The organism is Pseudomonas sp. Z3-6, assembly GCF_051131985.1.
GTDB lineage: Bacteria > Pseudomonadota > Gammaproteobacteria > Pseudomonadales > Pseudomonadaceae > Aquipseudomonas > Aquipseudomonas zanjanensis.
In genome coordinates this window covers 5,153,899-5,173,795 of record NZ_CP071644.1, presented here as the reverse complement: position 1 = coordinate 5,173,795, position 19,897 = coordinate 5,153,899, and the positions used below count along the sequence as shown (strand labels likewise).

20 protein-coding genes are annotated in these 19,897 nt (G+C 60.4%); all 20 read left to right on the top strand.

The window, feature by feature from the left end:
- Positions 1-217 precede the first annotated feature (217 nt).
- Positions 218-1,069: a flagellin domain-containing protein gene (locus tag J3P88_RS22375; protein WP_409556442.1), complete on the top strand. Its 852-nt coding sequence runs from the start codon at positions 218-220 to the stop codon at positions 1,067-1,069.
- A gap of 72 nt (positions 1,070-1,141) precedes the next feature.
- Positions 1,142-1,507, top strand: coding sequence for a flagellar protein FlaG (locus J3P88_RS22370; protein WP_079305254.1), 366 nt, complete (start codon positions 1,142-1,144; stop codon positions 1,505-1,507).
- A gap of 83 nt (positions 1,508-1,590) precedes the next feature.
- A complete protein-coding gene (fliD, locus tag J3P88_RS22365) occupies positions 1,591-3,027 on the top strand; it encodes a flagellar filament capping protein FliD (RefSeq protein ID WP_409556443.1) in 1,437 nt (478 codons plus the stop codon).
- Between the two features lie 131 nt (positions 3,028-3,158).
- A complete protein-coding gene (fliS, locus tag J3P88_RS22360) occupies positions 3,159-3,554 on the top strand; it encodes a flagellar export chaperone FliS (protein ID WP_030141090.1) in 396 nt (131 codons plus the stop codon).
- A gap of 11 nt (positions 3,555-3,565) precedes the next feature.
- Positions 3,566-3,862: a hypothetical protein gene (locus J3P88_RS22355; protein ID WP_063322407.1), complete on the top strand. Its 297-nt coding sequence runs from the start codon at positions 3,566-3,568 to the stop codon at positions 3,860-3,862.
- 170 nt (positions 3,863-4,032) lie between these two features.
- Entirely contained in the window at positions 4,033-5,508 is a 1,476-nt protein-coding gene (locus J3P88_RS22350) for a sigma-54 dependent transcriptional regulator (protein WP_003199076.1), read from the top strand.
- A 110-nt stretch (positions 5,509-5,618) separates the two neighbouring features.
- Entirely contained in the window at positions 5,619-6,827 is a 1,209-nt protein-coding gene (locus tag J3P88_RS22345; RefSeq protein WP_434571670.1) for a sensor histidine kinase, read from the top strand.
- Between the two features lie 5 nt (positions 6,828-6,832).
- Complete coding sequence (gene fleR, locus J3P88_RS22340) at positions 6,833-8,215, top strand: sigma-54-dependent response regulator transcription factor FleR (protein WP_207966021.1); 1,383 nt, start codon at positions 6,833-6,835, stop codon at positions 8,213-8,215.
- A 215-nt stretch (positions 8,216-8,430) separates the two neighbouring features.
- Positions 8,431-8,757: a flagellar hook-basal body complex protein FliE gene (gene fliE / locus J3P88_RS22335; protein ID WP_003199082.1), complete on the top strand. Its 327-nt coding sequence runs from the start codon at positions 8,431-8,433 to the stop codon at positions 8,755-8,757.
- 15 nt (positions 8,758-8,772) lie between these two features.
- A complete protein-coding gene (gene fliF, locus J3P88_RS22330) occupies positions 8,773-10,557 on the top strand; it encodes a flagellar basal-body MS-ring/collar protein FliF (RefSeq protein WP_186704666.1) in 1,785 nt (594 codons plus the stop codon).
- Complete coding sequence (fliG, locus tag J3P88_RS22325; RefSeq protein WP_003184041.1) at positions 10,550-11,569, top strand: flagellar motor switch protein FliG; 1,020 nt, start codon at positions 10,550-10,552, stop codon at positions 11,567-11,569. The genes fliF and fliG overlap by 8 nt, the downstream gene beginning before the upstream one ends.
- A gap of 7 nt (positions 11,570-11,576) precedes the next feature.
- Complete coding sequence (fliH, locus tag J3P88_RS22320; RefSeq protein WP_434571666.1) at positions 11,577-12,416, top strand: flagellar assembly protein FliH; 840 nt, start codon at positions 11,577-11,579, stop codon at positions 12,414-12,416.
- Positions 12,406-13,764, top strand: coding sequence for a flagellar protein export ATPase FliI (fliI, locus tag J3P88_RS22315; protein WP_186704668.1), 1,359 nt, complete (start codon positions 12,406-12,408; stop codon positions 13,762-13,764). The genes fliH and fliI overlap by 11 nt, the downstream gene beginning before the upstream one ends.
- Positions 13,765-13,770: 6 nt before the next feature.
- Entirely contained in the window at positions 13,771-14,220 is a 450-nt protein-coding gene (gene fliJ, locus J3P88_RS22310; RefSeq protein ID WP_186704669.1) for a flagellar export protein FliJ, read from the top strand.
- 102 nt (positions 14,221-14,322) lie between these two features.
- A complete protein-coding gene (locus J3P88_RS22305) occupies positions 14,323-14,628 on the top strand; it encodes an STAS domain-containing protein (RefSeq protein ID WP_186704670.1) in 306 nt (101 codons plus the stop codon).
- 5 nt (positions 14,629-14,633) lie between these two features.
- Entirely contained in the window at positions 14,634-16,340 is a 1,707-nt protein-coding gene (locus tag J3P88_RS22300) for an ATP-binding SpoIIE family protein phosphatase (protein ID WP_250961946.1), read from the top strand.
- A gap of 31 nt (positions 16,341-16,371) precedes the next feature.
- The gene (locus J3P88_RS22295; RefSeq protein ID WP_186728619.1) at positions 16,372-16,716 is read left to right on the top strand and encodes an Hpt domain-containing protein; all 345 of its coding nucleotides are present in this window, start codon (positions 16,372-16,374) and stop codon (positions 16,714-16,716) included.
- Between the two features lie 89 nt (positions 16,717-16,805).
- A complete protein-coding gene (locus J3P88_RS22290) occupies positions 16,806-18,179 on the top strand; it encodes a flagellar hook-length control protein FliK (protein ID WP_434571662.1) in 1,374 nt (457 codons plus the stop codon).
- A 224-nt stretch (positions 18,180-18,403) separates the two neighbouring features.
- Positions 18,404-18,910 (top strand): flagellar basal body-associated protein FliL, encoded by a 507-nt coding sequence (gene fliL / locus J3P88_RS22285; protein WP_186704674.1) that lies wholly within the window; start codon positions 18,404-18,406, stop codon positions 18,908-18,910.
- Positions 18,911-18,919: 9 nt separating this feature from the next.
- Positions 18,920-19,888: a flagellar motor switch protein FliM gene (gene fliM, locus J3P88_RS22280; RefSeq protein ID WP_186704675.1), complete on the top strand. Its 969-nt coding sequence runs from the start codon at positions 18,920-18,922 to the stop codon at positions 19,886-19,888.
- Positions 19,889-19,897: the final 9 nt, after the last annotated feature.

The following is a 19,897-nucleotide window of genomic DNA, read 5'->3' as shown; positions in this document are numbered from 1 at the left end:
AACGACGCCAGCGGCGTTTCCCTGACGCCATTTTTCTACCCTTGAATCGCAGCCAAGTCCTTGATTTACGAGGGGTGGCACCCTGATGGCAAAATTTTTGAAAAATCTGCTAAAGCAAGTTCCGATTACGACGATAACTATTACGAAGGTTCTCTAGGCCACACCCGGCGGTTGCCAGGGCCGGAAGCCGCAGTACCCAACCAACGAGGAATTCGTCATGGCTTTAACAGTAAACACTAACGTCACATCGTTGAACGTTCAGAAGAACCTGAACAAGGCTTCCGATGCTCTGTCCACTTCGATGACCCGCCTGTCGTCCGGCCTGAAAATCAACAGCGCCAAAGACGACGCCGCTGGCCTGCAGATCGCTACCCGTATGACTTCGCAAATCCGCGGTCAGACTGTTGCGATCAAGAACGCCAACGATGGTATCTCCATCGCTCAGACCGCTGAAGGCGCTCTGCAGGAATCCACCAACATTCTGCAGCGTATGCGTGAACTGGCTGTACAGGCACGAAACGACTCCAACGGTACTGCTGACCGTGACGCTCTGAACAAAGAATTTGCTCAGATGTCGGACGAACTGACCCGTATCGCTGATTCGACCAACCTGAACGGCAAGAACCTGATCGACGGTTCCGCTGGCACCATGACCTTCCAGGTCGGCTCCAACACCGGTGCTACCAACCAGATCACTCTGACCCTGGACAGCGGCTTCGACGCTGCAACTTTGAGTGTTGACTCGGCAACCATCAGCATCGTTGGTTCCGATAGCACTGACTCAGAAGCCAAAACCTCGGCGGCAATCGATGCAATCGATGCTGCTCTGGCAACCATCAACTCCAGCCGTGCAGACCTCGGTGCCGCACAAAACCGTCTGACCAGCACCATCTCCAACCTGCAGAACGTCAATGAAAACGCCAGTGCTGCACTGGGTCGTGTACAAGACACCGACTTTGCTGCTGAAACTGCCCAGCTGACCAAGCAGCAGACTCTGCAACAGGCTTCCACTTCGGTTCTGGCCCAGGCCAACCAACTGCCATCCGCTGTACTGAAGCTGCTTCAGTAATAGCCGGATGAGTTTTAGCGGGGGAGTGCGCTTGCGTATTCTCTCGCTTTTTCCGTTCAAGAGGTGATGGACATGGATATGAGCGTGAAGCTGAACTTGTCTTATCCAGCTGCGAAGCCGGCGACGACATTTGCCGACAAGCCAGTGGAGAAGCCTCGAACCGATGCTGCCACCGTGGTACCGGTCAAGGATGAGCCAAAAGACGCTGCGGCCGAGCAAGAGAAACTGAAGAGGGCGGTTCAGGAAATTGAAACCTTCGTTCAGTCGGTCAAGCGCAACCTGGAGTTCTCAATCGATGAGCCTTCAGGCAAAGTAGTTGTCAAAGTGATTGCCAGTGGTTCCGGTGAAGTGATTCGCCAGATCCCTAATGAAGAAGTGCTTAAACTGGCGAACAGTTTGAATGATGCAAGCAGCCTGTTGTTCAGCGCACAAGCCTGATAGCTGGCACGAATTTTGTTGTTTGGTTATTTTGAGCGGTTGTAAAGGTCAAAAGGCCGGCGACACACTGAAGGGAGTCCCACATGGCAAGTCCAATTCTACCTGGCTTGGGTTTAGGCTCTGGCCTTGATACCGGTGCTATCGTCAAGGCATTGGTGGATTCTGACAAAGCAGCCAAGCAAGGTCAGATTGACCGCGCCACCAAGACCAATACGGCCAATATTTCGGGGATCGGCACCCTGAAGTCGCTGCTGGATACCTTTCAATCGGCGCTGAAAAGTCTGGGCAGCACGACCACGCCCCAATTTACTGGGGTCGCCGCGACTTCGGCCAACACCAGTGCATTGACGGTGACGGCCGGCAACTCGGCGGTTAGTGGTATTTACACGGTAAACGTCACTCAACTGGCAACTTCTTCGAAAGTTGCGACGGCTGCTTTCGCAGGCGGTGCTTCCAGCGCAGTGGAGACCGGTACGCTGACTATCAGCCAGGGCGGCACGGATTACACCCTTGATATCCCTGCTGACTCAACGCTGCAGTCGGTTCGGGACGCTATCAATAGCAAATACTCCTCCAGTGGCCTGGCCGCCAACATCGTGACCGACAGTTTCGGTTCGCGTCTTGTGGTGGGATCGACTAAGACCGGTGCGGGCAACGATATTTCCCTCAGCGGCATTGCCAGCCTCGCAGCTGACGGCTCCGTAGCCATGGCCTCATCACCTACCGCGACTTCTTCGGGTTCGCTGGGGTTTGCCAAGGACGCTATTTTTACTGTTGATGGCTTGGCAATGACCAGCCCGACCAACAAGCTGGATAACGTGGTCTCCGGCTTGAGTATGACGTTGCTCGTTGAGGATACCGGCCCAACAACCGTCACTGTTGCCGCTAACACCGACGGCCTGAAAGCTTCGATCCAGAAATTTGTCGACGCCTATAACGCCATCGCGAAGGCTGTGACTTCGTTGACCAGGCCATCGACAGACGCTGAGGGTAACTCGGTTCCGGCAGCATTGACCGGCGACTCGTTGCCTCGCTCGCTTTTGGCGGCCATTCGCGCGCCTTTGTCCGAAACCGGTGCTGGCGATAAGCTGACCGTATTGTCCCAGTTGGGGATTACGACCAACCAAACGACTGGCGCCCTGGATTTTGACAGTACAAAGTTCGCAACAGCCGTGAACGAAAAACAGTTAGGTGGCGAAATCCAGACCCTGTTCACTGGCGAGAACGGCCTGATCGAGCGCATGCAGAATGCACTCAATCCCTACACGGAGACCAGCAAGAAGGACTCCAATGGGAAGACCGTCGATAACATCCTGACGGCGCGCTCCAAGAATCTTGAAATTCTCAAGGCGAAACTGAGCGAGGACCAGTTGGCCCTGGATCGTCGCGTTGAAACCCTCACCGCCGTACTGACCAAAAAGTACAACGACATGGACACCCTGGTCGGCAGGCTGAAAGCCACCGCCAGCAACATCACCTCCATGTTCGAAGCGATGACGGCACAGCAGAAAAACAGCTGATCTTCGACTGATGCAAAAAGCCCGGCAACGTTTTGACAACGTTCCGGGCTTTCGGCTTTTTCGACCTAAAGTTTTTTGACGCAGCGTCGATACGCTGTTTATACGAACCGAAGTTTTTGATGAGGTAGAACATGAATCCGATGTTAGCCCTTCGCCAATACCAGAAGATTGGCGCCCAGGCGCAAACCTCCGAAGCAAGTCCCCATCGTCTGGTGCAGATGCTCATGGAAGGTGGATTGGACCGTATCGCCCAGGCCAAGGGCGCGATGGAACGCAAGGACATCGCCAACAAAGGCGTACTGATCAGCAAGGCCATCGGCATCGTCGGCGGCCTGCGTGAAGGCTTGGATCTGGAAAACCAGGCCGAGTCGGTAGCCGAGTTGGACGCTCTCTACACCTACATGATGAAACGCCTGGCCGAAGCCAACGCCAAGACCGATCCGAAGATCCTCGACGAAGTCGCCGATCTGCTCCGCACGGTCAAGGAAGGCTGGGACGGCATCGCGCCAGCTGGTCCGCAATTCTAAGGAGTGCTCTCATGAGTCTTGTCCTGCAGCGAATCGAACAAACCCGTGACGCCTTGGTCGATGCCTTGGCCGAGCGTAACTGGGAGGCCATCGGTCAATTGGACCTGGCTTGCCGTTCCTGCATGGAAGACGTCCTGGGTGAGCCTCAGGTGGACGAGGCGGCGTTGCGAATCAATCTGGAGGAATTGCTGGGGGTGTATCGGCAATTGCTGGAGGCGGCGACGGGAGAGCGTCAGGCGATCGTCGATGAGATGCAGCAGATCCATCAAGCACAGAACGCTGCAAAGGTTTACCATCTGTTCGGTTAATGCTCAGTTAATCCGAATCCGTTGCGCCATAAATTTGACTGTGCACGGTTTTTTGACTTAACTAGTAACTGTTTACAGATTTAAGGCGTCTACAGGCATAACAAGTCTGCAAGCGTCTAGCTTGCCCCCTAATTTTTGGGCATTGGGTTGACTAGGGAAGTTGCTATTGCATGTGGCGTGAAACCAAAATTCTCCTGATCGATGACGATAGCGTCCGCCGCCGCGACCTGGCGGTGATCCTGAATTTTCTTGGCGAAGAAAATTTACCCTGCGGAAGCCATGACTGGCAGCAGGCTGTCGGCTCATTGTCGTCCAGTCGTGAAGTCATTTGTGTCCTTATCGGGACCGTAAATGCTCCCGCAACGCTTTTGGGCTTGCTAAAGACACTCTCAACCTGGGATGAGTTCCTTCCGGTTTTGTTAATGGGCGAAAATTCTTCCCTTGACTTGCCTGAGGACCAGCGTCGCCGGGTGCTTTCCACCCTCGAAATGCCGCCCAGCTACAGCAAGCTGCTTGATTCGCTGCATCGCGCGCAGGTTTATCGTGAGATGTACGATCAGGCCCGCGAGCGCGGTCGGCATCGCGAACCCAACCTGTTCCGCAGCCTCGTTGGCACCAGCCGGGCGATCCAGCATGTGCGCCAGATGATGCAGCAGGTCGCCGACACCGACGCCAGCGTACTGATCCTGGGCGAGTCCGGTACCGGCAAGGAAGTGGTTGCGCGTAACCTGCACTATCACTCCAAGCGCCGCGAAGCGCCGTTCGTGCCGGTCAACTGTGGCGCGATCCCGGCCGAGTTGCTGGAGAGCGAACTGTTTGGTCATGAGAAGGGCGCCTTCACCGGCGCAATCACCAGCCGCGCCGGGCGTTTCGAACTGGCCAACGGCGGCACGCTGTTTCTCGACGAAATCGGCGACATGCCGCTGCCGATGCAGGTCAAGCTGTTGCGCGTCCTGCAGGAACGCACCTTCGAGCGTGTGGGCAGCAACAAGACCCAGAGCGTCGATGTGCGCATCATTGCCGCCACGCACAAGAACCTTGAGAGCATGATCGAGGTCGGCAGTTTCCGCGAAGATCTCTATTACCGCCTCAACGTTTTCCCGATCGAGATGGCGCCACTGCGTGAGCGCGTCGAAGACATCCCGTTGCTGATGAACGAGCTGATCTCGCGCATGGAGCACGAAAAGCGCGGTTCGATCCGCTTCAATTCGGCGGCGATCATGTCCCTGTGCCGCCATGGCTGGCCGGGCAACGTTCGTGAGTTGGCCAACCTGGTGGAGCGCATGGCGATCATGCACCCGTACGGGGTGATCGGCGTGAACGAACTGCCGAAGAAATTCCGCTACGTCGACGACGAAGACGAGCAAATGGTCGACAGCCTGCGCAGCGACTTGGAGGAGCGGGTGGCGATCAACGGCCACACGCCGGACTTCACCGCCAATGCCTTGTTGCCGCCCGAAGGCTTGGACCTCAAGGATTACCTGGGAGGCCTTGAACAAGGGCTGATCCAGCAGGCCTTGGACGATGCCAACGGCATCGTGGCCCGCGCGGCGGAACGCCTGCGCATCCGCCGTACCACCCTGGTGGAGAAGATGCGCAAGTACGGCATGAGCCGTCGCGAAGGAGATGAACAGGCGGATGATTGACGCCTGTTTTCCAACCGCCTGATTTTCAGGCGGTTTTTTTTCGGCACGGGTATTGCTATAGCCCTCGCAACGTTCCGTTTAACTGACGGTCAGCCAAGCGAGAGAGCACGATGACCCAAGCCGCCCAGATGTCGCCTGTCCCCGAGCCGGGACACCTGCCGTCCGCCGAACAGGCGAGCCGGCTTGGACTTGAGCAGGCATTTTCGCTGTTCAACCAGATGTCCAGCCAACTGACCGATTCCTACAGCCTGCTCGAAGCCCGGGTCACCGAACTCAAGGGTGAGCTGGCCGTGGTCAGCGCCCAGCGCATGCAGGAGCTGGCGGAAAAGGAACGCCTGGCCAATCGGCTGCAGAATCTCCTCGACCTCTTGCCTGGTGGCGTCATCGTCATCGATGCCCACGGTTTCGTGCGCGAAGCCAACCCAGCGGCCTGCGAATTGCTCGGCCTGCCGTTGGAAGGCGAGCTGTGGCGGCACGTTATCGCCCGCTGCTTTGCGCCCCGGGAAGACGATGGCCATGAAGTGTCCCTCAAGGACGGTCGCCGCCTATCCATTTCGACGCGCTCGCTGGATGCAGAGCCAGGACAGTTGGTACTGCTCAACGACTTGACTGAAACCCGTCACCTGCAAGACCAATTGGCGCGCCATGAGCGCCTGTCTTCCCTGGGGCGGATGGTAGCCTCGCTGGCCCACCAGATTCGTACCCCGCTTTCCGCCGCGCTGCTTTACGCCAGTCATCTGACCGAGCAGCAATTGCCAGTGGAAACCCAGCAACGCTTTGCTGGGCGCTTGAAAGAGCGCCTGCACGAGCTGGAACACCAAGTGCGCGACATGCTGGTGTTCGCCCGCGGCGAGCTGCCATTGACTGACCGCGTCAGCCCCAAGGCCTTGCTGCAATCGCTGCAAGCCGCGGCATTGACCCATGTGCAGCAATTGCCGATCCGCTGGCAGTGCGACAGCCATGCCGGCGAAGTGTTGTGCAATCGCGACACGCTGGTGGGTGCGGTGTTGAACCTGATCGAAAACGCGATCCAGGCCAGCGGTGGCGATGTCCGGCTGAAAGTGCACTTATACACACGAGGCAACACCCTGCGCCTGTCGATCAGCGACAACGGCAGCGGTATCGAGCCGGCGGTGCTGGCGCGCCTGGGCGAGCCATTCTTTACCACCAAGACCACCGGCACTGGCCTGGGCCTGACCGTGGTCAAGGCCGTGGCCCGTGCCCACCAGGGAGAATTGCAGCTGCGCTCGCGGCTGGGCCGTGGCACCTGCGCAACGGTGTGCTTGCCGCTGTTTTCCAACGCGCCGGGGGTGGAGTGAACACAATGGCGATCAAGGTGTTGCTGGTTGAGGATGATCGGGCCCTGCGCGAGGCGCTGGCCGATACGCTGGTGCTGGCCGGGCACGATTACGCCGCCGTCGGTTCGGCGGAAGAAGCGCTGTTGGCGGTCGGCCGGGAAGCGTTCAGCCTGGTGGTCAGTGACGTCAACATGCCGGGCATGGATGGTCATCAGTTGCTTGGCCTGTTGCGCGCCCGTCAGCCGCAACTGCCGGTCTTGCTGATGACGGCTCACGGGGCCGTCGAGCGAGCGGTGGATGCCATGCGCCAGGGCGCGGCGGATTACCTGGTCAAGCCGTTCGAGCCCAAGGCGCTGCTGGACCTGGTCGCACGTCATGCCTTGGGCAGTCTGGCGGTGGAGGGCGAAGGCCCGGTGGCCATCGAACCGGCCAGCGCGCAGCTGCTGGAATTGGCCGCGCGGGTGGCTCGCAGCGATTCGACGGTGCTGATTTCCGGCGAATCCGGTACGGGCAAGGAAGTACTGGCCCGCTACATCCATCAACAATCCCGGCGTGCCGGGGAACCGTTTATCGCCATCAATTGCGCGGCGATTCCTGACAACATGCTCGAGGCGACGCTGTTCGGCCACGAAAAAGGCTCGTTCACTGGCGCCATTGCCGCCCAGGCCGGCAAGTTCGAGCAGGCCGACGGTGGCACGATCTTGCTCGATGAGATTTCCGAAATGCCCTTGGGCCTGCAAGCCAAGCTGTTGCGGGTATTGCAGGAGCGGGAAGTGGAGCGGGTCGGTGCCCGCAAGCCCATCAGCCTGGACATCCGCGTGGTGGCGACCACCAACCGCGACCTGGCCGGCGAAGTGGCGGCGGGGCGTTTCCGTGAAGACCTCTATTACCGCCTGTCGGTATTTCCGCTGGCTTGGCGTCCGTTGCGCGAGCGCACCGCCGATATCCTGCCGCTGGCCGAGCGCCTGCTGAACAAGCACGTCAATAAAATGAAGCACGCGGCGGCGCGGCTTTCAGCCGAAGCCCGGGCCTGTCTGGTTGCCTACCCGTGGCCGGGCAATGTCCGAGAGCTGGATAACGCCATTCAGCGGGCCCTGATCCTGCAGCAAGGCGGTTTGATCCAGCCGGAGGATTTCTGCCTGGCCGGGCCGGTGGCCTGTGCGCCATTGCCAGCCTTGACGCCGGCACCGGCAGCAGCCCCGGATGTCGAGGGCGACTCGGTTGGTGCTTTGGAAGACGACCTGCGACGCCGTGAGTTCCAGATGATCATCGATACCCTGCGCGCCGAACGCGGTCGTCGCAAGGAGGCGGCCGAACGCCTGGGCATCAGCCCGCGCACCCTGCGCTACAAGCTGGCGCAAATGCGCGACGCCGGCATGGATGTCGAGGCTTATCTGTTCGCCAGTTGAATGATGTACACCGAATATCCCTTGTGGGAGCGGGCTTGCTCGCGAAAGCGCTTTATCAGTCACCGTTGCATTGACTGAACCACCGCCTTCGCGAGCAAGCCCGCTCCCACATGCATTTGTTTTTTATCGCCATGGAGCTGGCACCCTTGTTGCTAATACCTACGTACCCGCTGAGTAAGTGTCAAAAAAACGCGGGCCGCCAGAGAGGGTAGACCATGAGCCAAGGTATTGAATTTAATCGGTTGATGCTGGACATGCGGGCCATGCAAATGGACGCCATGGCCCAGCCTAAATCGGTCGCGGTCCCCCAGGTGGGTGGCAGCAGCTTTTCCGACATGCTCGGTCAGGCCGTCAATAAAGTGAACGATACCCAGCAGGCTTCGAACCAGTTGGCCAGTGCTTTCGAGATTGGCAAAAGTGGCGTCGACCTGACGGACGTAATGATCTCCTCGCAGAAAGCCAGTGTCTCGTTTCAGGCGCTGACCCAGGTTCGCAACAAACTGGTTCAGGCCTACCAAGACATCATGCAGATGCCGGTTTAAGGAAATTATTGAGTCATGGCAGAAGCAGCCGTTGATAACGTTCCAGCCAAGGCCACTCCGGTAGACGGCAAACCGCCGTTGTTCGGTCTGTCCTTCCTGGAAAATCTCTCCGAGATGACCATGCTGCGTCAGGTCGGCCTGTTGGTCGGCCTGGCTGCCAGCGTGGCGATTGGTTTCGCCGTGGTGTTGTGGTCCCAGCAGCCAGACTACCGTCCGTTGTACGGTAGCCTGGAGGGCATGGATGCCAAGCAAGTCATGGAGACCCTGGCTTCTGCCGACATTCCTTACACCGTCGAACCCAACTCTGGCGCCTTGCTGGTCAAGGCCGACGATGTCGCGCGTGCGCGCCTCAAGCTCGCCGCCGCTGGCGTGACGCCGACCGATGGCAACATCGGTTTCGAGATCCTCGACAAGGACCAGGGCCTGGGCACCAGCCAGTTCATGGAAGCGACCCGTTATCGTCGCGGCCTGGAAGGTGAGCTGGCACGGACCATCTCCAGCCTGAACAACGTCAAGGGCGCCCGTGTGCACCTGGCGATTCCGAAAAGTTCGGTGTTCGTGCGCGATGAGCGCAAGCCGAGCGCTTCGGTATTGGTCGAATTGTATTCCGGCCGCTCCCTTGAGCCAGGCCAGGTCGTTGCCATTATCAATCTGGTGGCGACCAGCGTACCCGAGCTGAGCAAGTCGCAGATCACTGTGGTCGACCAGAAGGGCAACCTGCTGTCCGACCAGGCGGAAAATTCCGAACTGACCATGGCCGGCAAGCAATACGACTACAGCCGTCGCATGGAAGGCATGTTCACCCAGCGGGTACATAACATTCTGCAACCTATCCTGGGCAATGGTCGCTACAAGGCCGAAGTCTCCGCGGATGTGGATTTCAGCGCCGTCGAATCGACTTCCGAGCAGTTCAACCCGGATCAACCGGCGTTGCGCAGCGAGCAGTCGGTGAACGAGCAGCGTACCGCCAGCAATGGCCCGCAGGGCGTGCCCGGTGCCTTGAGCAACCAGCCGCCGTCGCCGGCCAGCGCGCCGCAAACCACCGGTGGTGCTACGGCGGCCGCCGGCATGGTGCAGCCAGGCCAGCCGCTGATCGATGCCAATGGCCAGCAAATCATGGATCCGGCCACCGGCCAGCCGATGCTCGCGCCGTACCCGGCCGACAAGCGCCAGCAATCGACCAAGAACTTCGAGCTCGACCGTTCCATCAGCCACACCAAGCAGCAGCAGGGCCGTTTGAATCGCCTGTCGGTCGCCGTGGTGGTGGACGACCAGGTCAAGGTCAACCCGGCCAACGGCGAAACCAGCCGTGCGCCGTGGACCGCCGACGAATTGGCGCGCTTCACTCGCCTGGTGCAGGACGCGGTCGGTTTCGACGCCAGCCGTGGCGACAGCGTCAGTGTGATCAACGTGCCGTTCTCCCTGGAGCGCGGTGAAGAAATCGCCGACATTCCGTTTTATTCGCAACCCTGGTTCTGGGATGTGGTCAAGCAAGTATTGGGTGTGTTGTTCATCCTGATACTGGTCTTCGGTGTGTTGCGTCCGGTGCTGAACAACATCACTGGTGGCGGCAAGAACAAGCAGTTGGCAGGCTTGGGCGATGTCGAGCTGGGAGGCATGGGCGGCCTGGATGGCGAATTGGCCAACGATCGCGTCAGCCTCGGCGGGCCGCAGAGCATCCTGCTGCCAAGCCCGAGCGAAGGCTACGACGCTCAGTTGAACGCCATCAAGAGTCTGGTGGCAGAAGACCCGGGTCGTGTGGCCCAGGTCGTGAAAGAGTGGATTAACGCAGATGAGTGATAATCGAGCCGCTGTTGCCAAATTGTCCCGGGTCGACAAAGCCGCGATCCTGCTGCTGTCCCTGGGTTCGACCGACGCCGCCCAAGTGCTGCGTCACATGGGCCCCAAAGAGGTCCAGCGCGTGGGCGTGGCCATGGCGCAAATGGGCAACGTGCACCGTGAGCAGGTCGAGCAGGTGATGAGCGAATTCGTCGACATCGTCGGCGATCAGACCAGCCTGGGCGTCGGTTCCGACGACTACGTGCGCAAGATGCTCACCCAGGCACTGGGCGAGGACAAGGCCAACGGCCTCATCGACCGGATCCTGTTGGGTGGCAACACCAGCGGCCTGGACAGCCTCAAGTGGATGGAGCCGCGGGCGGTTGCCGACGTGATCCGTTACGAGCACCCGCAGATCCAGGCGATCGTGGTGGCTTACCTCGACCCCGACCAGGCTGGTGAAGTGCTCGGCAACTTCGATCACAAGGTGCGCCTGGACATCATCCTGCGGGTGTCGTCGCTCAACACCGTGCAGCCGGCGGCCCTGAAAGAATTGAACCAGATTCTCGAGAAGCAGTTCTCGGGCAACTCCAATGCCTCGCGCACCACCTTGGGTGGCATCAAGCGCGCGGCGGACATCATGAACTTCCTCGACAGTTCGATCGAAGGTCAGTTGATGGACTCGATCCGCGAAGTCGACGAAGACCTGTCCGGTCAGATCGAAGACCTCATGTTCGTGTTCAACAACCTGTCCGATGTCGACGACCGTGGCATCCAGGCGCTGTTGCGCGAAGTGTCGTCCGACGTGCTGGTGCTGGCCCTCAAGGGTTCGGACGAAGGCGTCAAGGAAAAGATCTTCAAGAACATGTCCAAACGAGCGGCCGAACTGTTGCGCGACGACCTCGAGGCCAAGGGCCCGGTGCGCGTCAGCGACGTGGAAACCGCACAGAAGGAAATCCTCACCATCGCCCGCCGCATGGCCGAAGCCGGGGAGATTGTTCTCGGTGGCAAGGGCGGCGAAGAGATGATCTAAGGTCGTTATGTCTGCCAAGAGTGATGAAGCACCCAGCGACCTGATCCGCGGCCGAGACGTCAGTAATTTCGACGTCTGGTCGCTGCCCAGCTTCGACCCCCACGTGCCCGAGCCTGAGCCGGAGCCCGTGGAGGAACTGCCGGAGATGGAAGAGGTGCCGCTGGAAGAAGTCCAGCCGCTGACCCTCGAGGAAGTCGAGAGCATTCGCCAGGAAGCCTATAACGAAGGCTTCGCCGTGGGCGAAAAGGAGGGCTTCCACAGCACCACGCTCAAGGTCCGCCAGGAAGCCGATGTGGCGTTGACGGCCAAGCTTCGCGCGTTGGAATCGCTGATGCTCAACCTGTTCGACCCCATTGCCGAGCAGGACACCCAGATCGAGAAATCCCTGGTGGGTTTGGTGCAACACATCGCCAAACAAGTGATCCAGCGCGAGCTGGCCATCGATTCGACCCAGATCGAACAGGTCATGCGTGAAGCGCTCAAGCTGTTGCCGTTGGGCGTGGGCAATGTGCGGCTGTACATCAATCCCCAGGATTTCGAACTGGTCAAGGCCCTGCGCGAGCGCCATGAGGAAACCTGGCGCATCGTCGAGGATGCGACACTGCTGCCGGGCGGTTGTCGGGTGGAAACCGAACACAGCCGCATCGACGCCACGGTTGAAACACGCATCAGCCAGATCATGGCCAAATTGTTCGACCAGCTACACGAACAGGCCCTGCACCCGGCCGCCGCCGACCTGAGCCTGGAGTTGCCGGACGAACTCCAGGGTGACGTGGCGACGGTCGAGGAGGAATTGGACGTGCCTGAATTGGATACTTCTGTACTGGACAGCCGCGATGCGCCTTGAGCGAACCAGCTTCGGCAAGCGCCTGGGCAGCTACGCCGAGGCCAGTGAGCTGGCCGGCCAGCCGATCCTGGAAGGTCGCTTGCTGCGCATGGTTGGCCTGACCCTCGAAGCCGAGGGCCTGCGTGCCGCCATGGGCAGCCGCTGCATGGTGATCAACGACGACAGCTACCACCCGGTGCAGGTCGAAGCCGAAGTCATGGGTTTTTCCGGCAGCAAGGTCTTCTTGATGCCGGTGGGCAGTGTCGCCGGCATCGCCCCCGGCGCGCGGGTGGTGCCCCTGGCCGACAACGGTCGCCTGCCCATGGGCATGAGCATGCTCGGGCGCGTTCTGGACGGGGCCGGACGGGCCTTGGACGGCAAGGGCGGCATGAAGGCCGAAGACTGGGTGCCGATGGACGGCCCGACGATCAACCCCCTCAAGCGTGACCCCATCAGCGTGCCGCTGGACGTGGGCATTCGTTGCATCAACGGTTTGTTGACGGTCGGTCGTGGCCAGCGCCTGGGCCTGTTTGCCGGTACCGGCGTAGGTAAGAGTGTGCTGCTGGGCATGATGACCCGCTTCACCGAAGCCGACATTATCGTGGTGGGGCTGATCGGCGAGCGGGGCCGTGAGGTCAAGGAATTCATCGAGCACATCCTCGGCGAGGAAGGGCTCAAGCGTTCGGTCGTGGTGGCTTCGCCAGCGGACGATGCACCGCTGATGCGTATGCGGGCGGCGATGTATTGCACCCGTATCGCCGAGTATTTCCGCGACAAGGGCAAGAACGTCCTGTTGCTGATGGATTCGCTCACTCGTTTCGCCCAGGCCCAGCGGGAAATCGCCCTGGCCATCGGCGAGCCGCCGGCCACCAAGGGTTATCCGCCTTCGGTGTTCGCCAAGCTGCCGAAACTGGTCGAGCGCGCCGGCAATGCGGAAAAGGGCGGCGGTTCCATCACCGCGTTCTATACCGTGCTGTCCGAAGGTGACGACCAGCAAGACCCCATCGCCGACTCGGCCCGGGGCGTACTCGACGGCCACATCGTGCTGTCCAGGCGCCTGGCCGAAGAAGGGCATTACCCGGCCATCGACATCGAGGCGTCCATCAGCCGGGTCATGCCGTCGGTGATCAGTGCCGAGCATATGAGGCGTGCCCAGCAGTTCAAGCAATATTGGTCGCGCTACCAGCAAAGCCGCGATTTGATCAGCGTCGGCGCCTATGTACCTGGTGGCGACCGCGAAACCGACACCGCCATCAGCCTTTACCCGGCGATGGCCGTTTATCTGCGCCAGAGCCTGAACGACAATATCGGCATGGGGGCCAGCGAGGCGCACCTGCAGACCATTTTCGCTCCGGTCGCTGGCGGATAACCGACCATGGCCACGAGTCGTGCGGCACGCCTGGCACCCGTGGTGGACATGGCGGAAAAGGCCGAGAAGACCGCCGTCCAGCGCCTGGCGTATTTCCAGGGGCAAGTGGCCGTTGCCGAGAGCAAGCTGGCAGACCTCGAGAACTTTCGACTCGAATATCAAGAACAGTGGATCGCCCGTGGCGCCCACGGGGTGTCGGGGCAGTGGTTGTTGGGTTACCAAGGATTTCTTGCGCAACTGGGCACGGCCATCGATCAGCAGCGCCAGAGCCTGGTCTGGCACCAGAACAACCTGGAGAAGGCCCGCCAGAGCTGGCAAGAAGCATTCGCCCGAGTCGAAGGGCTGCGCAAACTGGTGCAGCGTTATATCGATGAGGCGCGGCAACTGGAAGACAAGCGCGAACAGAAATTGCTCGATGAATTGTCCCAGCGCCTGCCGCGGCAGAATCCCTACTGATGGGAAACGAGGATTTTGTCGGATGAACGAGGCAAAACCTTGCTCAGACCTTTACCAGATGCTACACCTTGTACACGTATGTCCATGACAAGGAAGCCGATCATGTCAGTCGTTACCGAAGTATCCCCCGATGGGCATAAGCTGACGATCTCGATCAAGGGTCGATTCGATTTCGGGCGGCATCAGGAGTTTCGTGAGTCCTATGAGCGGCTCCACAAGAAACCTGACTCCATCGTGGTGGATTTGAAAGAAGCCACCTACCTCGACAGTTCCGCCTTGGGCATGCTCCTGCTGTTGCGCGATCATGCCGGTGGCGACCAGTCGGATATCCGCGTCGTCAACAGCAGCAGCGACGTCAAGAAAATCCTCGCGATCTCCAATTTCGACAAGCTGTTCGACATCAGTTGATCGCCATGCAATCGTCGTCGGAGCCACTGACGGTCCTGATTGCCGAAGACAGCGCCGCTGATCGACTGCTGCTGTCGACCATTGTCCGCCGCCAGGGCCACCATGTGCTCACGGCGGCCGATGGCGCCGAAGCGGTCGATGTCTATCTGCAACAGCGTCCGCACCTGGTGCTGATGGACGCGATGATGCCGGTGATGGACGGCTTCGAAGCGGCGCAGAAAATCAAACAGTTGGCCGGGGACCAGTTGGTCCCGATCATTTTCCTCACCTCGCTGACTGAGAGCGAAGCCCTGGCCCGTTGCCTGGAAGCAGGTGGCGACGATTTCCTGGCCAAACCCTACAACCAAGTGATCCTGACGGCCAAGATCAAGGCCATGGACCGCTTGCGCCGGTTGCAGGCCACGGTGGTGGAACAGCGCGACCAGATCGCCCGGCACCATGATTATCTGCTCAACGAACAACGGGTCGCCAAGGCCGTGTTCGACAAGATCGCCCACTCCGGTTGCCTGAGCGCGCCGAACATCCGTTATTTGCAATCCCCCTACGCCTTGTTCAACGGCGACCTGCTGCTGGCCGCGTTCAACCCGGCCGGCGACATGCACATCCTGTTGGGGGATTTCACCGGGCACGGCTTGCCGGCGGCGGTCGGCGCGATGCCCCTGGCGGAAGTGTTCTACGGGATGACGGCCAAGGGCTATGGGCTGGCGCAAATCCTGCGGGAGATGAATGCCAAGCTCAAACGCATCCTGCCAGTGGATATGTTCTGCTGCGCGACGCTGTTATGCCTGAGCTTCCAGCGCTGCACGGTGGAGATCTGGAACGGCGGCATGCCCGATGGTTACCTGCATGACAGCCTCAGCGGCGTGCGCACGCCTTTGCCGGCGCGGCACTTGCCATTGGGCGTGCTCACCCCGCAGTTGTTCGATGACCGCACCGAAGTGCATCCGATGTCGCTGGGGGATCGGGTGTTCCTGCTGTCCGATGGCGTCATCGAGACCAGTGACCGCGACGACCAGCCGTTTGGCGTGGAGCGGTTGCAGCAGGTGTTTTCGGCCAACCGTGAGCCCGACCGTCTTTTTGAAGATATCCAGCAGGCGCTGCTGGATTTTCGTGGTGAGGCCCGTGACGACTTCAGCATGGTCGAGGTGCGGCTGGTCGCTCCGACGCAACTCAATCCGCCACCACCGGTCTATTCCGATAGCGGCCAGTCCAGCCCGCTGGATTGGTCGGTGAGCTTCGAGTTCCGTGCGCAGACCCTCAAGCGCTTCAACCCGATGCCCTACCTGTTGCAGTTGCTGCTGGAGGTGCATGGGCTCAGGGCGCAGAGTGGCGCCCTTTACAGCGTCATGTCGGAGCTCTACTCCAATGCCCTGGATCACGGGGTGCTGGGCCTCGATTCGAGTCTCAAGCGTGATGCGGCGGGTTTCGCCCGCTACTACAGGGAGCGCAATACGCGCCTGGATGAGTTGAGCGACGGTTACGTGCGGGTGCACTTGCACGTTTCGCCAAACGGCGAGGGCGGACGCCTGGCCATCGAAGTCGAAGACAGTGGCGAAGGGTTCGATGTCGCCCGGGTGCTGGCACGGCCCGTGGACAGTGATCGATTGTCGGGGCGCGGCGTGAGCCTGGTTCGCCAACTGAGCCATCAGGCCAGTTGGTCAGACGATGGTCGTAGTGCGCGCGTGGAGTTTTTCTGGGAGGCTCTGGCATAATTGGGGCCATTCTTGATCAGGGAGCGAACAAGTGAACGAGATTCATCTGGACCGCGACGTGCTTAGCACGTTGAAGGAAGTCATGGAGGAGGGGTATCCGGAGTTGCTGGATACGTTTCTCAACGACTCCGAGGCTCGCTTGCGCGTGCTGCATGAAGCACGGGACGCTGAAAAACTGAGCGCCACCGCCCACAGCTTCAAGGGCAGCAGCAGCAACATGGGCGCCATTCGCCTGGCCGAGCTGTGCGGCGAGCTGGAACAGCGTGCCAAGCAGCCGTCATTGGGCGGCATCGAAAATCTGGTCAACGAAATCGACAGCGAATTCGCCCATGTCCGCAAGCTGTGCCGGGAAGAGCGTGAAGGTTTCCACTGCTGAGATTTGACGGTCGGGTAAAACGTTGGCCCGTGCCTTGCATTGCCTAGTCTCGACTGTACCTATGATTCCAGTACAGCGGAGACCTTTTTATGCCCGTCACCCCTAATTCATTGCTCCAGGCCTCCGTCCAGGCCAAGCCCCAGGCCGCCGTCAATTCACCGGCAGCGGCCCCGGACCTCGGGGATAGAGCCTCCAGCTTCGCTCAAGTCTTCGCCAAGCAGGCACCTGCCAAAGCCGCAGCGGCCCCAGAGCCCGTGGTGAAACCGGCGCGCGACAAGGCCGCTGACAACACCGTCAAAAAAGACGACGGCAACGAAACCCCCGCCGCCCCGGAACCGACTGTTGCCGATAGCGGCAAACCCTTGCCCGCGGACAAACCGGCCAGCACCGACGACAAAGCGGCCAGCGATAACGATGCCGACGCGGCTCAAGCGCCGGTGGCGGATGCGGCACCGGTCGATCCGAGCCTCGACCCAGGCGCGCTGACGGACATGGCGGTGCCGGTCGCGACAGCCCCGGCCGAACCTGCCCCCGTAGTGGTTACGGCTGAGGCTCAGGTAACGACTGCGGTCGCGGCACCGGTTGTCCCATTGGCCGCACCGGCCCAGCCTGCGGTTCCGGTCGTCGATCCAGCCTTCGATCCACAAGCCGATCCGCTCGACGCATTGCCCGCCTTGCGCTTGGCAATGGAGCAGAGCGGTCATGTTTCCGCCAGCAGCCAGGCGCAGCCCAAGAGCGCTGCCCCGGCGTCGCTCGACGGCGAGCCGACTTCAGCGCAGACCTTCGCCGCCGGCATGGCCAGCATGCTCGGCGTGCAAGCCGACCAGAACAGCACGGAGTCCGGCAGCCAGGGCGGTGACAAGGCCTTCGGCGGCTTGATCAGCGAGGGCCTCAAAGACTTGGGCGCCGCGTCCAGTGACACCCGCGTAGACGATTTCGCCAACCGCCTGGCTGCACTGACCCAGGCCGCCACGCCCAAAACCGCCAACGCGGTGCCGATCAACCAACCTATCGCAATGAACCAGAGCGGTTGGACCGAAGAGGTGGTGAACCGGGTGATGTACCTGTCCAGCGTCAATCTCAAGGCGGCCGACATCCAATTGCAGCCCGCCGAACTCGGGCGCCTGGATATCCGGGTGAACATGGTGCCGGACCAGCAGACCCAGGTCACCTTCATGAGCGCCCACTCCGGCGTTCGCGAAGCCCTCGAAGGCCAGATGCATCGCCTGCGGGACAGTTTTGCCCAACAGGGCATGGGCCAGGTCGACGTCAGCGTGTCGGACCAATCCCGTGGTTCGCAGAACCAGGAGCAGCAAGCCCAGCAGCAGGCCCGGGCGGGGCGTTCGACCTCTTCCGGTGGACCGGTGGAAGCCGGGGATGAAGCCACTGCGGCCAGCATCGCTGAAGTGGCCGCCAGCACGACCAGCGTCATCGGCACCAGCGCGGTCGACTATTACGCCTGATCCAATGACGTTTTCCCCCTGTGGGAGCGGGCTTGCTCGCGAAGGCGGTGTGTCAGTTAACAGCTACGTCGACTGACACACCGCCTTCGCGAGCAAGCCCGCTCCCACATTGGTTTCTGGCATTTGAAGATTGCATCTGAGGTCGTCCTTCCTCTTCTGGCATAACACTTGCTCCAGCCTTGCCGTGCAACAGTGAAAACCCCGATTAGTGACGGATTATTGGCATGGCGAAGAGCGAAGCAGCAGCTGTAAAAGACCCTGCAACCAAAGGCAAACTCAAGCTGATCATCATGATCGTGGTGGGTTTGCTCCTGGCGATCGGCGTGTCCGTGGGGGCAACCTGGTATTTCATGCACAGCGCTCAAAGCAAGCCGGCGGCGGCAGCGGCCGAAGTCGCGCCAGTGGGCAAGCAGCCGGCGATTTTCGAACCGATGGCGCCGGCCTTCGTGGCCAACTACACCGTGAACGGTCGCCAACGCTACATGCAGGTCAGCATTACGTTGCAGGGGCGCAACCAGGCTGACCTGGAAGCGCTTCGGGTCCACATGCCGCTGATTCGCAATAACCTGGTGATGCTGTTTTCCGGACAGAGTTTCGACACCCTGGCCACCCCCGTCGGCCAGGAAATGCTGCGCCAGAAAGCCACGGCCAGCGTGCAGGAAGTGGCTCAGAAAGAGCTCGGCAAAGTGGTGATCGAACAGTTGCTCTTCACTAACTTCGTATTGCAGTAGGAACACGACATGGCCGTGCAGGACCTGCTGTCCCAGGACGAAATCGATGCGCTGTTGCATGGTGTCGACGACGGTCTGGTACAGACCGAAAACGCTGCTGAACCGGGCAGCGTCAAAAGCTACGACCTGACCAGCCAGGATCGCATCGTTCGCGGACGCATGCCGACCCTGGAAATGATCAACGAGCGTTTCGCCCGGTACACCCGCATCAGCATGTTCAACATGCTGCGCCGCTCGGCCGATGTGGCCGTGGGTGGCGTGCAGGTGATGAAGTTCGGCGAGTACGTGCATTCGCTGTACGTGCCCACCAGCCTCAACCTGGTGAAGATCAAGCCGTTGCGCGGTACTGCGTTGTTCATCCTCGACGCCAAACTGGTGTTCAAGCTGGTGGACAACTTCTTCGGCGGCGACGGTCGTCACGCCAAGATCGAAGGTCGCGAATTCACCCCGACCGAGCTGCGAGTGGTGCGCATGGTGCTGGAGCAGGCCTTCATCGATTTGAAGGAAGCCTGGCAGGCGATCATGGAAGTGAACTTCGAGTACATCAACTCGGAAGTGAACCCGGCCATGGCCAACATCGTCGGGCCGAGCGAAGCCATCGTGGTCTCGACCTTCCACATCGAACTCGATGGCGGTGGCGGCGACCTGCACGTGACCATGCCGTATTCGATGATCGAGCCGGTGCGGGAAATGCTCGACGCCGGTTTCCAGTCGGACCTCGACGACCAGGACGAACGCTGGATCAACGCCTTGCGCCAGGACGTACTCGACGTCGATGTGCCGATCGGCGCGACGGTCGCCCGGCGCCAACTGCGCCTGCGGGACATCTTGCACATGCAGCCGGGTGACATCATTCCGGTCGAGATGCCCGACGAAATGATCATGCGCGCCAATGGCGTACCGGCCTTCAAGGTCAAGATGGGCTCTCACAAAGGCAACCTGGCGTTGCAGGTGATCGAGCCGATCGAACGCCGCTGAGCGGTGTCG

Excerpts from the sequence above, each read along its gene's own strand:
- J3P88_RS22375 (WP_409556442.1), top strand. The coding sequence starts at position 218 with ATGGCTTTAACAGTAAACACTAACGTCACATCGTTGAACGTTCAGAAG.
- J3P88_RS22370 (WP_079305254.1), top strand. The coding sequence starts at position 1,142 with ATGGATATGAGCGTGAAGCTGAACTTGTCTTATCCAGCTGCGAAGCCG.
- fliD (WP_409556443.1), top strand. The coding sequence starts at position 1,591 with ATGGCAAGTCCAATTCTACCTGGCTTGGGTTTAGGCTCTGGCCTTGAT.
- fliS (WP_030141090.1), top strand. The coding sequence starts at position 3,159 with ATGAATCCGATGTTAGCCCTTCGCCAATACCAGAAGATTGGCGCCCAG.
- J3P88_RS22355 (WP_063322407.1), top strand. The coding sequence starts at position 3,566 with ATGAGTCTTGTCCTGCAGCGAATCGAACAAACCCGTGACGCCTTGGTC.
- J3P88_RS22350 (WP_003199076.1), top strand. The coding sequence starts at position 4,033 with ATGTGGCGTGAAACCAAAATTCTCCTGATCGATGACGATAGCGTCCGC.
- J3P88_RS22345 (WP_434571670.1), top strand. The coding sequence starts at position 5,619 with ATGACCCAAGCCGCCCAGATGTCGCCTGTCCCCGAGCCGGGACACCTG.
- fleR (WP_207966021.1), top strand. The coding sequence starts at position 6,833 with ATGGCGATCAAGGTGTTGCTGGTTGAGGATGATCGGGCCCTGCGCGAG.
- fliE (WP_003199082.1), top strand. The coding sequence starts at position 8,431 with ATGAGCCAAGGTATTGAATTTAATCGGTTGATGCTGGACATGCGGGCC.
- fliF (WP_186704666.1), top strand. The coding sequence starts at position 8,773 with ATGGCAGAAGCAGCCGTTGATAACGTTCCAGCCAAGGCCACTCCGGTA.
- fliG (WP_003184041.1), top strand. The coding sequence starts at position 10,550 with ATGAGTGATAATCGAGCCGCTGTTGCCAAATTGTCCCGGGTCGACAAA.
- fliH (WP_434571666.1), top strand. The coding sequence starts at position 11,577 with ATGTCTGCCAAGAGTGATGAAGCACCCAGCGACCTGATCCGCGGCCGA.
- fliI (WP_186704668.1), top strand. The coding sequence starts at position 12,406 with ATGCGCCTTGAGCGAACCAGCTTCGGCAAGCGCCTGGGCAGCTACGCC.
- fliJ (WP_186704669.1), top strand. The coding sequence starts at position 13,771 with ATGGCCACGAGTCGTGCGGCACGCCTGGCACCCGTGGTGGACATGGCG.
- J3P88_RS22305 (WP_186704670.1), top strand. The coding sequence starts at position 14,323 with ATGTCAGTCGTTACCGAAGTATCCCCCGATGGGCATAAGCTGACGATC.
- J3P88_RS22300 (WP_250961946.1), top strand. The coding sequence starts at position 14,634 with ATGCAATCGTCGTCGGAGCCACTGACGGTCCTGATTGCCGAAGACAGC.
- J3P88_RS22290 (WP_434571662.1), top strand. The coding sequence starts at position 16,806 with ATGCCCGTCACCCCTAATTCATTGCTCCAGGCCTCCGTCCAGGCCAAG.
- fliL (WP_186704674.1), top strand. The coding sequence starts at position 18,404 with ATGGCGAAGAGCGAAGCAGCAGCTGTAAAAGACCCTGCAACCAAAGGC.
- fliM (WP_186704675.1), top strand. The coding sequence starts at position 18,920 with ATGGCCGTGCAGGACCTGCTGTCCCAGGACGAAATCGATGCGCTGTTG.